Origin of the sequence: Salipiger bermudensis HTCC2601 (assembly GCF_000153725.1) — a bacterium.
In the GTDB taxonomy this organism is placed as follows: Bacteria; Pseudomonadota; Alphaproteobacteria; order Rhodobacterales; family Rhodobacteraceae; genus Salipiger; species Salipiger bermudensis.
In genome coordinates this window covers 1,448,600-1,460,036 of sequence record NZ_DS022276.1, presented here as the reverse complement: position 1 = coordinate 1,460,036, position 11,437 = coordinate 1,448,600, and the positions used below count along the sequence as shown (strand labels likewise).

The 11,437-nt window shown below is 64.7% G+C and carries 10 protein-coding genes; 4 read left to right on the top strand and 6 right to left on the bottom strand.

Annotated features, from left to right (window positions below; all coding sequences use genetic code 11):
- Positions 1-132 precede the first annotated feature (132 nt).
- Positions 133-2,775 carry a DNA mismatch repair protein MutS gene (gene mutS, locus R2601_RS06960; RefSeq protein WP_040544451.1) on the top strand — a complete coding sequence of 881 codons (2,643 nt, stop codon included), beginning with the start codon at positions 133-135 and terminating at the stop codon, positions 2,773-2,775.
- A gap of 142 nt (positions 2,776-2,917) precedes the next feature.
- Here the strand turns inward: mutS and R2601_RS06955 are convergent, their stop codons facing one another.
- Both R2601_RS06955 and hrcA read right to left on the bottom strand, forming a co-directional pair.
- Positions 2,918-3,475 carry a nucleotide exchange factor GrpE gene (locus R2601_RS06955; RefSeq protein ID WP_007795650.1) on the bottom strand — a complete coding sequence of 186 codons (558 nt, stop codon included), beginning with the start codon at positions 3,473-3,475 and terminating at the stop codon, positions 2,918-2,920.
- A 9-nt stretch (positions 3,476-3,484) separates the two neighbouring features.
- On the bottom strand, positions 3,485-4,549 hold the full coding sequence (gene hrcA / locus R2601_RS06950) for a heat-inducible transcriptional repressor HrcA (RefSeq protein WP_007795648.1): 1,065 nt from the start codon (positions 4,547-4,549) through the stop codon (positions 3,485-3,487).
- Positions 4,550-4,662: 113 nt separating this feature from the next.
- Between hrcA and rph the strand changes: the two genes are divergently transcribed.
- Genes rph through hemW form a run of 3 tightly spaced genes read left to right on the top strand, consistent with a single transcriptional unit; the run spans position 4,663 to position 7,128 of the window.
- The gene (rph, locus tag R2601_RS06945; RefSeq protein ID WP_007795646.1) at positions 4,663-5,376 is read left to right on the top strand and encodes a ribonuclease PH; all 714 of its coding nucleotides are present in this window, start codon (positions 4,663-4,665) and stop codon (positions 5,374-5,376) included.
- Positions 5,373-5,984 carry an RdgB/HAM1 family non-canonical purine NTP pyrophosphatase gene (gene rdgB / locus R2601_RS06940; RefSeq protein ID WP_007795642.1) on the top strand — a complete coding sequence of 204 codons (612 nt, stop codon included), beginning with the start codon at positions 5,373-5,375 and terminating at the stop codon, positions 5,982-5,984. Before rph ends, rdgB begins: the two co-directional genes overlap by 4 nt.
- Positions 5,977-7,128, top strand: a complete 1,152-nt coding sequence (hemW, locus tag R2601_RS06935; protein WP_007795639.1) for a radical SAM family heme chaperone HemW — start codon at positions 5,977-5,979, stop codon at positions 7,126-7,128. The genes rdgB and hemW overlap by 8 nt, the downstream gene beginning before the upstream one ends.
- Before the next feature lie 79 nt (positions 7,129-7,207).
- Here hemW and R2601_RS06930 read toward each other — a convergent pair whose 3' ends face one another.
- From R2601_RS06930 to mnmG, 4 genes are read right to left on the bottom strand one after another with little or no spacing between them, the layout of a single operon-like run.
- Positions 7,208-8,119 (bottom strand): ParB/RepB/Spo0J family partition protein, encoded by a 912-nt coding sequence (locus R2601_RS06930; RefSeq protein WP_007795636.1) that lies wholly within the window; start codon positions 8,117-8,119, stop codon positions 7,208-7,210.
- A 25-nt stretch (positions 8,120-8,144) separates the two neighbouring features.
- The gene (locus R2601_RS06925; protein ID WP_007795634.1) at positions 8,145-8,954 is read right to left on the bottom strand and encodes a ParA family protein; all 810 of its coding nucleotides are present in this window, start codon (positions 8,952-8,954) and stop codon (positions 8,145-8,147) included.
- Positions 8,947-9,570 (bottom strand): 16S rRNA (guanine(527)-N(7))-methyltransferase RsmG, encoded by a 624-nt coding sequence (rsmG, locus tag R2601_RS06920; protein ID WP_040544447.1) that lies wholly within the window; start codon positions 9,568-9,570, stop codon positions 8,947-8,949. The genes R2601_RS06925 and rsmG overlap by 8 nt, the downstream gene beginning before the upstream one ends.
- Complete coding sequence (gene mnmG, locus R2601_RS06915) at positions 9,567-11,435, bottom strand: tRNA uridine-5-carboxymethylaminomethyl(34) synthesis enzyme MnmG (RefSeq protein ID WP_007795624.1); 1,869 nt, start codon at positions 11,433-11,435, stop codon at positions 9,567-9,569. The genes rsmG and mnmG overlap by 4 nt, the downstream gene beginning before the upstream one ends.
- Positions 11,436-11,437: the final 2 nt, after the last annotated feature.

The following is an 11,437-nucleotide window of genomic DNA, read 5'->3' as shown; positions in this document are numbered from 1 at the left end:
GCAGGGGCGAGCTTTGTCTTAGCGCAGGGTCAAGCACGGCTCAACAGCGCGGATTTCGGCTTTCGTCGGGGTCGCGCGCTTTGATATGTCTCGCCGGAGCAGGCAGACACAGGCAGTCACCCGGGGGACGACATGACGGCAGTCACGCCAATGATGGCGCAATATCTCGAGATCAAGGCAGGGCACCCGGACGCGCTGCTGTTCTATCGCATGGGCGATTTCTACGAGCTGTTCTTCGACGATGCCGCCGCCGCCGCCGAGGCGCTCGACATCGCGCTGACCAAGCGTGGCAAGCACGCGGGCGACGACATCCCGATGTGCGGCGTCCCGGTCCATGCGGCCGAGGGCTATCTCCTGACGCTGATCCGCAAGGGCTTCCGCGTCGCGGTCTGCGAGCAGATGGAAAGCCCCGCTGAGGCCAAGAAGCGCGGCTCGAAATCGGTGGTGAAACGCGAGGTGGTGCGGCTCGTCACCCCCGGCACGCTCACCGAGGAGTCGCTGCTCGAGGCGCGGCGGCACAATTTTCTGGCCGCTTTGGGCAAGGTTCGAGACGCATGGGCGCTGGCCTGGGCCGATATCTCGACCGGCGCGTTCCACGTGATGCCGCTTGGCCAGGCCCGCATCGGGGCCGAGCTGGCGCGGCTTGCGCCCTCCGAGCTGCTGGTCTCCGAGGCCGCCGAGGAAGAACTGCGCGCGGTGCTCGGTGATCTCGGCATTTACCCCACCGTGCTGGGCCGCGCCTCCTTCGACAGCGCCGGCGCCGAAGCCCGCCTCTGCACCCTCTTCGGCGTGCAGACCCTGTCCGGTTTCGGCAGCTTCGAGCGCGCCGAGCTGGCGGCGATGGGCGCGCTGGTCGATTATCTCGACATCACCCAGAAAGGCCGCCTGCCGCTGCTGCGCGCGCCGCAGCGCGACGCCGGCTCGCGCCTGCTGCAGATCGACGCCGCCACCCGCCGCAATCTCGAACTGACCCAGTCGATGAATGGCGGTCGGCAGGGCTCGCTGCTCTCTGTGATCGACCGCACCGTGACGCCGGGCGGCGCGCGCCTGCTCGAGCGCCGCGTCTCTTCCCCCTCGCGCGAGCTCTCGGTGATTTCCGCCCGCCTCGATGCGCTCGACTGGGGCATCGAGACGCCCTTCGCCAGTGCTCTGCGCGATCTGCTGCGCAAGGTGCCCGATCTCGACCGCGCCCTGTCGCGTCTCGGCCTTGACCGCGGCGGCCCGCGCGACCTCGCTGCGGTGCGCAACGCGCTGGCCCAGGCCGAGGAGATCGCGCAAGCGCTCGACGAGGCCCCCCTGCCTGCGCTTCTCGCCACCTCCCGCGATGCGCTGCGCGGCCACGAAGATCTACTCTCCCTGCTTGACGCCGCGCTGGTGGCCGAACCGCCGCTGCTCGCCCGCGACGGCGGCTTCATCGCACCCGGCTTTGACGAAGCGCTCGATGAGGCCCGCAAGCTGCGCGACGAGGGCCGCGGCGTGATCGCCGCCATGCAGGCGCAATACGCCCAGCAAGCCGGGGTCAACGCGCTCAAGATCAAGCACAACAACGTGCTCGGCTACTTCATCGAGACCACCGCCACCCACGCGGAAAAGATGATGTCGCCGCCGCTGAACGAGACCTTCATCCACCGCCAGACCACCGCCAACCAGGTGCGCTTCACCACCGTCGAACTGACCGAGCTCGAGACCCGCATTCTCAATGCCGGCAACGAGGCTCTGGACATCGAGAAGCGGCTCTATTCCAGCCTCAGGGACGCCATTCTCGCAGAGGCGCCCGCGCTGTCGGAAACCGGGCTCGCCCTGTCTGAATTCGACCTCGCCCTCGGCCTGGCCGATCTCGCCCGGGCCCAGGACTGGTGCCGCCCGCAGGTCGACGAGAGCCGCGCCTTCGCCATCGAGGGCGGCCGCCACCCGGTGGTCGAACGCGCGCTTCAAGCACAGGGCGGCAGCCCCTTCATCGCCAATGATTGCGGTCTCTCGGCACAGGGCGACGCCGCCTCGGTCACCCTGCTCACCGGCCCCAACATGGCCGGTAAGTCGACCTACCTGCGGCAGAACGCGCTGATCGCGCTACTGGCGCAGATCGGGTCCTACGTGCCGGCCCGCTCGGCCAATCTCGGACTTGTCAGCCAGATCTTCAGCCGCGTCGGCGCCTCGGACGATCTTGCCCGCGGCCGCTCCACCTTCATGGTCGAGATGGTCGAGACCGCCGCCATCCTCAATCAGGCCGACGACCGCGCGCTGGTCATCCTCGACGAGATCGGCCGTGGCACCGCCACCTATGACGGCCTCTCCATCGCCTGGGCCACGCTCGAACACCTGCACGGGGTGAACCGGGTGCGCGGACTCTTCGCCACCCACTACCACGAACTCACTGTGCTCGCCGGCAAGCTCGAGGGGGTGCGTAACGCCACCGTCGCGGTCAAGGAATGGGACGGCGAGGTGATCTTCCTGCACGAGGTGCGCGAGGGCGCCGCCGACCGCTCCTACGGCGTGCAGGTGGCGCAGCTCGCGGGCTTGCCCCGCGCCGTCACCGACCGCGCCCGGACCATCCTCGACGCGCTGGAACAGGGCGAACGCGAGCGCGCCGCCCCCAAGGCGCTGATCGACGACCTGCCGCTGTTCTCCGCCGCCGCCGAGGCCGCCCCGCAGCCCGCGCGCCCCGTCGGTCCCTCGCCGCTGGAAGAAAAACTCGGCGCCCTCAGCCCCGACGACCTGTCCCCGCGCGAGGCCCTGCAGGCGCTCTACGACCTCAAGGCCAGCCTCGAGACATGAAAAAAGCGGCCCCGACGGGACCGCTTCACGCACAACATCTCTCAAAGACCCCCGGCTTTCTTCTGGCCGAAAATATCCCGGGGGGAGTCCGCCGCAGGCGGATGGGGGGCAGCGCCCCCCTCCCGCGCCGGGAACGAAGAGATCAGCTCGCCGGCATCGAGCTCACGCCGACCTGTGCGGGGCGCAGCAGCCGGTCGTAGAGATAGAAGCCCTCGGCGGACACCTGGATGATCTCGCCCGCCTTGGTGCCCGGCACCGGAGCCTCGAACATCGCCTCGTGCTGCTGCGGGTCGAACTTGTCCCCCACCTGCGGCGAGATCGTCGTCATGCCGTGCTTCGAGAAGGTGTTGGTCAGCTCGCGCAGCGTCAGCTCGATGCCCTCGATCAGCGCATCGGCGGCGTTTTCCTCGCGGGCGACGCCAAGGGCGCGGTGCAGGTTGTCATAGACCGGCAGCAGATCGCGGGCGAGACGCGAGCCGCCATATTGCTGCGCTTCGCGGCGGTCCTTGTCGGCGCGCTTGCGCGCGTTCTCGGCATCCGCCAGCGCCCGCATGAACCGGTCCTTGAACTCGTCGCGCTCGGCGCGCAGCGCATCGATCTCCGCTGCCTCGGTGTCGATCTCCTCGGCCTCGTCCGCGTAGGCCTCGGCCTCGGCGGCTTCGATGTCATCGAGAAACTCGTCGTTCTTCGGGTCTGCCATTCTTCACCTCTAGCTCCGCTCGGCAATCAGCTTGCCGACCAGCTGTGCCGTGTAATCCACGATCGGGACGATCCGGCCGTAGTTGAGGCGCGTCGGGCCGATCACGCCCACCGCGCCGATGATCTTACGATCCGCGTTCATATAGGGAGACACCACCAGAGAGGAACCCGAAAGTGAGAAAAGTTTGTTCTCGGAGCCGATAAAAATGCGCACCCCGTCGCCTGTTTCGGCCAGTTCCAGAAATTCAGCGATGTCCCGCTTGCGCTCGAGATCGTCGAACAGGCTGCGGATGCGGTCGAGCTCCTCGGTCTCGGCCTCGGTGCCAAGCAGATTCGCCCGGCCGCGCACGATAAGCCGCGCCGAATTGTCCGCATCGCTCTCCCACGTGGCGATGCCCGCCTCGATCAGGTCGGCGGCCAGCGTGTCTATCTCCTGCCGGCGGTGCTTGATCTGCTCGGCCATCACCCCGCGCAGCTCCGAGAGCGTCTTGCCCTCGATCAGCGCGTTGAGGAAATTCGCCGCCTCCCGCATCGAGCTTGGCGTCTGGCCCGGCGGCGGACGGAACAGCCGGTTCTCGACATGGCCGTCGGCAAAGACCAGCACCACCAGCGCCCGGTCATGGCCGAGGCTGACGAACTCGATATGCTTGATCGGCGCCTCGTGCTTGGGCGTCAGCACCAGCGAGGCGCCATGGGTGACGCCCGACAGCGCCGAGCCGACGCGGTCGAGGATGCCGCCCATGTCGTCGCCGCCCGGGCCCAGCGTGGCGTCGAGCTTCTCGCGGTCCGACAGATCAAGGTCGCGCACCTCGAGTAGCCCGTCGACGAACATCCGCAGGCCCAGCTGCGTCGGGATCCGCCCGGCGCTCACATGCGGGCTGTCGAGCAGCCCGAGATATTCAAGGTCCTGCATAACGTTGCGGATCGTCGCCGCCGAGACCTTCTCGCTCAGCGACCGCGTCAGCGTGCGCGAGCCCACCGGCTCGCCGAATTCAAGATAGCTCTCGACGACCTTGCGGAACACCTCGCGCGAGCGATCGTTCATTTCATCGAATAGCTTGTTGCCCTCTTTCATCCGTGCCTCTCCGCGTCCTTGGGCCATTAAAAGCCCCCCCTCCGTGCCGTCAATCGGGGTTGCGGGGATAGCGGGGCACCAGTATCCCGGGCGCAACCGAGAAAGGGACTTCCATGAGACCGTCAGGACGAGATTTAAGCGAAATGCGCCCCGTTTCAATCGAGACGGGCGTCACGAAACATGCCGAAGGATCCTGCCTGATCAAGATGGGCGACACGCATGTGATCTGCACCGCCTCGCTTGAGCCCCGCGTGCCTCCATTCATCAAAGGTTCTGGCCTCGGCTGGGTGACCGCCGAATACGGCATGCTGCCGCGCTCCACCGGATCGCGGATGCGCCGCGAAGCCACCACCGGAAAGCAAGGCGGACGCACCGTCGAGATCCAGCGCCTGATCGGCCGCAGCCTGCGCGCCGGCGTCGACCGCGTGGCCCTTGGCGAGCGCCAGATCAGCGTCGACTGCGACGTGATCCAAGCCGATGGCGGCACCCGCTGCGCCGCGATCACCGGCGGCTGGGTGGCGCTGCGCCTCGCGGTCAACAAGTTGATGAAGGCCGGTGACGTGATCACCGACCCGCTGATCTCGCCGGTGGCGGCGGTGAGCTGCGGCATCTACGCCGGCCAGCCGGTGCTCGATCTCGACTACCCCGAGGACAGCGAAGCCGGGGTCGACGGCAACTTCATCCTGCGCGGCGACGGCCAGCTCATCGAGGTGCAGATGTCGGCCGAGGGCGCGACCTTTTCACGCGACCAGATGGGCACCCTGCTCGACCTCGCGGAATCCGGCGTGGCGCAGCTCGTCGAGGCACAGAAGGCCGCCACGGCATGACCCGCAAGTTCGAGGGCAAGAAGCTCCTTGTCGCGACCCACAACCGCGGCAAGCTTGAGGAGATCGCCGATCTCCTCAAGCCCTACGGTGTCGAGGTGGTCGGCGCGGCCGAGATGGACCTGCCGGAGCCGGAAGAGACCGGCACCACCTTCGTCGAGAACGCCCGCATCAAGGCCCACGCCGCGGCACAGGCCACCGGCCTGCCCGCGCTGTCGGATGACAGCGGCATCGCCATCGACGCGCTCGACGGCGCGCCCGGCGTCTACACCGCCGACTGGGCCGAGACCGGCAATGGCCGCGACTTCGTGATGGCCATGACCCGCGCGCATGACGAACTCACCGCCTCCGGCAAGCCCGAACCGTGGACCGCGCGCTTCTGCTGCACGCTGGTGCTGGCCTGGCCCGACGGCCATGACGAAGTGTTCCCCGGCGTGATGGAGGGCCGCGTGGTCTGGCCGATGCGCGGCGATCAAGGCCACGGTTACGACCCGGTTTTCGAACCGCAGGGCTACGACATCACCTTCGGCGAGATGGATCGCTGGGAGAAGAACAAGATCAGCCACCGCGCCGATGCCTTCGCCAAGTTCGTGACGGGCTGTTTTGGCTGAGACCTGGAGAGACGGAGGCTTCGGCCTCTACGTGCACTGGCCGTTCTGCGAGGCCAAGTGCCCCTATTGCGACTTCAACAGCCATGTCGTGTCGCACGTGGATCAGACCCGCTGGGCCGCGGCACTGGTCAGCGAACTCGCCCGCTACGGTCGCCAGACCGAGGGGCGGGTTCTGCGCTCGATCTATTTCGGCGGCGGCACCCCCTCGCTGATGGCCCCCGAGACCGTGCGCGCTGTGCTTGATGCCTCGCGCGATCACTGGGCCTGGGCCAATGACATCGAGATCACCCTCGAGGCAAATCCCCGCTCGGTCGAGATCAACAAGTTCGAAGGCTTCGCCATGGCAGGCGTCAACCGGGTCTCGCTCGGGGTCCAGGCGCTGCGGCCTGACGATCTGCGCCGCCTCGGTCGGTTGCACGACGTGGACGACGCGGTGCGCGCCCTCGAGATCGCCAAATCGACCTTCAACAGGGTCAATTTCGACCTGATTTACGGCCGGCAGGGTCAGAGCCTGTCCGACTGGGAGGTCGAACTGCGCGAGGCACTCGACCTCGCTGCCGATCACCTCTCGCTCTACCAGCTGACAATCGAGGAAGGCACCGCATTCTGGGATCGTGCGCAGGCCGGAAAGCTACGCGATCTTCCGAGCGAGGATCTTGGCGCCGACCTCTACCTCGCCACGCAGGAGATCTGCGAAGCGGCCGGAAAGCCGGCTTACGAGGTTTCGAACCACTCCGGTGAAGGCGATGAATCCCGTCACAATCTGGTCTACTGGCGCGGCGGTGACTACGTCGGCATCGGCCCCGGCGCGCATGGTCGGGTGACGGTCAACGGCCAGCGCTCCGCCACCGTGGCGCGCCGTGCACCTGGCGATTGGATCAAGGCCGCCGAAGCTGGATCTGCCGATCAGGAGGTGGAGTCCCTAATGCTGCAAGATGTCTGGGCAGAATACCTCATGATGGGGTTGCGACTTAGCGAGGGTCTAGATCTCGAGCGTGCTCGGATGATTGACCCCAAGCGCACCGCCGCACTGTCTCTCGACCCGCTTGTTGAACTTGGCCTGATCTGGCGCAATGAGGCGCGCTTCGGCGCAACGCAACAGGGCCGGATGCTTCTCAACACGCTCACCGCTGAGCTTCTCTGATCTCACATCGCCCATATCAGACATGAAAAAGCCCCGGCGCCATTCGGCCCGGGGCTTTTCTCTTATCGCTTGCCGCCTCTCAGCGCGATGCGCTGAGGACCATGCAGAGCGTATCAAGCTCTTCGAGGCTCTCATAGGAGATCATGAGCTTGCCACCCTCGGTGCCCGGCTTGTGAGCCACCGAGACCTTCATGCCAAGCGCCGCCGAAAGATCGCCCTCGAGCGCTCGCGTGTCGGCATCTTTCTCGACCGCCTGGGGCGCCGACGAGGATACCTTCGGCCGTTTCGGCTCGGATGCACCACGAACCAGAGCCTCCGCCTGCCGCACGGACAGCTTCTTCGCCATAATCTCGCGCGCAATGGCATCGGGATTTTCCGCGGTCACCAGTGTCCGCGCGTGACCGGCGCTTAGATCGCCATTGCGCACGTAATCCTGAACGCTGTCGGGCAGGTTCAGAAGGCGCAGAAGGTTCGCAATGTGGCTGCGGCTCTTGCCGAGCGCCTCGGCGATCTTCTCTTGCGTATGGCCAAACCGGAACATCAGCGCCTTGTAGCCCGCCGCCTCTTCGATCGCGTTCAGGTCCGCGCGCTGAATGTTTTCGATGATGGCAATTTCGAGCGTTTCCTGGTCATCGAGCTCGCGCACGAGGACCGGGACTTCGTGCTGCTTCGCCATCTGCGCGGCGCGCCAACGGCGTTCACCGGCAACGATCTCGAACTGACCTTCCGCTGCCCCCGGCGCCGGGCGCACGATGATCGGCTGGATGATACCCTTCGTCTTGATCGACTCCGACAGCTCCTGCAGCTGCTCGGGCGTAAAGGTGCGGCGGGGCTGATCCTTGTTCGGGACAAGGCTCTCGATTGGGACCATGCGGTCCGGGGTCTTCGGCGTCATGCTTTCCTGCTCGCGGGCAGGTGCAATATCGACATCCGACATCAGCGCGGACAACCCGCGCCCCAGACCCCGGCGTGCTTCCTTTTTCTCTGCCATCTCTGCTCTTTCTTCTTTTCTATTCTCAGGCGGCGAGCCGCGCGTCTTTGCGCAGCAACTCATCGGCAAGCTCGCGATAGGCGGCTGCGCCCTTCGACTGGCTGTCGTAATTCAGCACCGACATGGCGTAGGACGGCGCTTCGCTGACACGAACGTTCCGCGGGATCACGGTCGAAAACACCAGATCTCCGAGGTTGTCGCGCGCGTCATCTTCGACCTGCCGCGACAGGTTGTTGCGGGCGTCATACATGGTGAGAAGCACGCCTTCGATCCGCAGGTCCGGGTTCGCGCTCTGCCGGATTTCGCGCACGGTCAGCATGAGTTGCGACAGGCCCTCCAGTGCGAAAAACTCGCTTTGCAGCGGCACCAAAACAGAATGCGCGGCAACCATCGCGTTGACCGTCAGCAGGTTGAGCGAAGGCGGGCAATCGATCAGCACGTAATCGAACCCGAACTGGTCAATCTCGGTCTGGCGCAGGGCGTCGTGCAGTAGAAAGCTGCGCTTCTCGTTCGAAACCAGCTCGATATCCGCCGAACTGAGGTCCACGGTCGCCGGGATCAGATGAAGGTTCTCCTGATCCGTCGGCAGGATCGCATCGTCGAGCGCGACATCGTCGAGCAAAAGTTCATACGTCGTGTATTGGCGGTCATCAGGCTCGATCCCGAGACCGGTCGACGAGTTCCCCTGCGGATCAAGGTCGACCACCAGGATCTTGAGCCCTTTCTCGGCCAATGCGGCGCCAAGATTGATCGTCGTCGTGGTCTTTCCGACGCCGCCTTTCTGGTTGGCGATGGCGATAATCTTGGGGGCACGAGGCCGCGACGGATCAGACATGTGTCAGCTCTCCGATGGTCAGAACGACTGCATTTGGATCTGTAATGCTTGTACGCTGTGCGAGATCGAACTTCCACGATTCCCGCGCCGCGGCGACTTCTTTTTCCCAGTTTGCACCTTTCAGGAACACCCCCTGCCCTGTCGGCGCGAGGTGACGCTCTGCGAAAGACAAAAGCGTCGGAAGGTCTGCCAACGCACGGGCGCTCAGAATATCTGCTTCCAACGGCGCGAGCTGTTCGATCCGCGCGACCTTTACATCGGCGCTGACACCCGTCTCGCGCAGGACCGATCGCAGAAAGACGGCCTTGCGCTGATCCGACTCCACCAGTGCAACCTTCATTTCGGGTGCGAGCTCATGGGCAAGGATCGCGACCACAAGGCCGGGAAAACCGCCCCCTGCCCCGAGATCGGCCCAGAGCCCGGTATCTTGCTGGCGCAGATCAAAGACCTGGGCGGAATCTATGATATGGCGATTCCATCCGTCCGACAGCGTGCTCTTGGCGACGAGATTGATCTTCGGAGACCACTTCTCGAGCATCGATGCGAAATGGTGAAGCCGCTCTTGTGTTTCACGTGAAACATCGAGTTTTGGCAGACGCGCGTCGAGAAGGCTCATGCCGATTTTGCCTGTCCATGGCGGCGAAGTCGAAGAAGCAGGAGCGACAGTGCCGCTGGCGTCATGCCGTCAACCTTCGCCGCCTGAGCGAGATTTTCCGGACGCGCGAGCGATAACTTGTGCTTCAGCTCATTCGAAAGCCCTTCCACCGCGGCAAATTCAAACGCACGCGGGATGGTCATCGCCTCATCGCGACGCAGGGCATCAACGTCTTTCTGCTGCCGGGCAATGTAATTCGCGTAAAGCGCATCCCGTTCAAGCTGCTGCGCGATTTCTGCGTCCATGCCTTCGAAGGCAGGTTCGCCGGCCACGAGCGTCTTCATGGTGACATCGGGAAACGCTAGGAGCTGAAAACCATTGCGCTTCTGACCATCCGGAGACACCTGGATCCCCATCGTTCCAAGATCCTTCGGCGCAAACTGACGGGATTCAAGCAGTTCTCGACCAGAGGACAGCTTTTCGAGCTTTTCACTGAACGCAGCACGCCTCTCTTCAGAGATGCAGCCCAGTTCAATGGCGCGGGGCGTCAGACGCTGGTCCGCATTGTCGGCCCGCAACGACAGACGGAACTCGGCGCGCGACGTGAACATGCGGTAGGGCTCGCTCACGCCCCGCGAGGTCAGATCGTCGATCATCACGCCGATATAGGACTCCGAGCGCCCAAAATGAACACTCCCCTGCCCCAATGCGTCCATCGCGGCGTTCACCCCTGCCACCAGACCTTGCGCCGCGGCCTCTTCGTAGCCCGTGGTCCCATTGATCTGACCAGCCAGGAAAAGCCCGCCGACATTCCGGACTGCAAGCCGCAGGTCGAGCGACCGCGGATCTACGAAATCATACTCGATCGCGTAGCCCGGCTGCAGGATCTCAGCATGTTCAAGACCGAAGATCGAGCGCACGTAATCGAGTTGAACCTCTTCGGGAAGCGAGGTCGAGATACCGTTTGGATAGATCGTGTGATCGTCCAGCCCCTCGGGCTCGAGAAAGATCTGGTGCGAGGTTTTGTCGGCGAAGCGCACGACCTTATCCTCGATCGACGGGCAATAGCGCGGCCCGACACCTTCGATATGCCCTCCATACATCGCGGAGCGATCAAGGTTGTCGCGAATGATCTCGTGGGTGCGCTCGTTCGTGTGAGTAATGCCACAGCTGATTTGCCGCGCGGCAGGTGCCTGGGACAGGAACGAGAACAGCACCGGCTCTTCATCGCCCGGCTGCTCTTCGAGCTGCGACCAGTCGATGGTGCGCCCATCGAGCCGCGGCGGCGTGCCGGTTTTCAGGCGCCCAAGCTCAAGCCCAAAATGGTCGATCCGCTCGGCGAGCCGGACGGAAGGGCGATCCCCCATGCGCCCACCGGGGCGGCTTTTATCTCCGATATGGATCACGCCACGCAGGAAGGTGCCCGTGGTCAGGACAACGGAACCGCAGCGCAGCTCGGATCCATCGTCCAGGATCACGCCCTCGACCGTGTCGCCAGACATCATCAGGTCGACGACTTCGCCTTGGACGATGGTGAGATTTGGCGTGGCCTTCATCTCACGCAGCATCGCTTCGCGATAGAGCTTGCGATCCGCCTGGGCGCGTGGTCCTTGCACGGCTGGGCCCTTGCGACGATTCAGAAGGCGGTATTGAATACCAGCCTGATCTGCCACGCGGCCCATGACGCCATCAAGCGCATCGATTTCGCGCACGAGATGGCCTTTTCCAAGCCCTCCGATGGCAGGATTGCAGGACATGACGCCAATTCCGGCCTCGGTCAGCGTCACCAGTGCGGTTCGTGCCCCCATGCGCGCAGACGCAGACGCGGCATCCGCGCCCGCATGTCCGCCGCCCACGACGACAACGTCGAAATCACGATGTTTCACGT

Bases quoted from the DNA above. Each gene is read 5' to 3' on its own strand.
- mutS (WP_040544451.1), top strand. From the start codon at position 133: ATGACGGCAGTCACGCCAATGATGGCGCAATATCTCGAGATCAAGGCA.
- R2601_RS06955 (WP_007795650.1), bottom strand. From the start codon at position 3,475: ATGGCAGACCCGAAGAACGACGAGTTTCTCGATGACATCGAAGCCGCC.
- hrcA (WP_007795648.1), bottom strand. From the start codon at position 4,549: ATGAAAGAGGGCAACAAGCTATTCGATGAAATGAACGATCGCTCGCGC.
- rph (WP_007795646.1), top strand. From the start codon at position 4,663: ATGAGACCGTCAGGACGAGATTTAAGCGAAATGCGCCCCGTTTCAATC.
- rdgB (WP_007795642.1), top strand. From the start codon at position 5,373: ATGACCCGCAAGTTCGAGGGCAAGAAGCTCCTTGTCGCGACCCACAAC.
- R2601_RS06930 (WP_007795636.1), bottom strand. From the start codon at position 8,119: ATGGCAGAGAAAAAGGAAGCACGCCGGGGTCTGGGGCGCGGGTTGTCC.
- R2601_RS06925 (WP_007795634.1), bottom strand. From the start codon at position 8,954: ATGTCTGATCCGTCGCGGCCTCGTGCCCCCAAGATTATCGCCATCGCC.
- rsmG (WP_040544447.1), bottom strand. From the start codon at position 9,570: ATGAGCCTTCTCGACGCGCGTCTGCCAAAACTCGATGTTTCACGTGAA.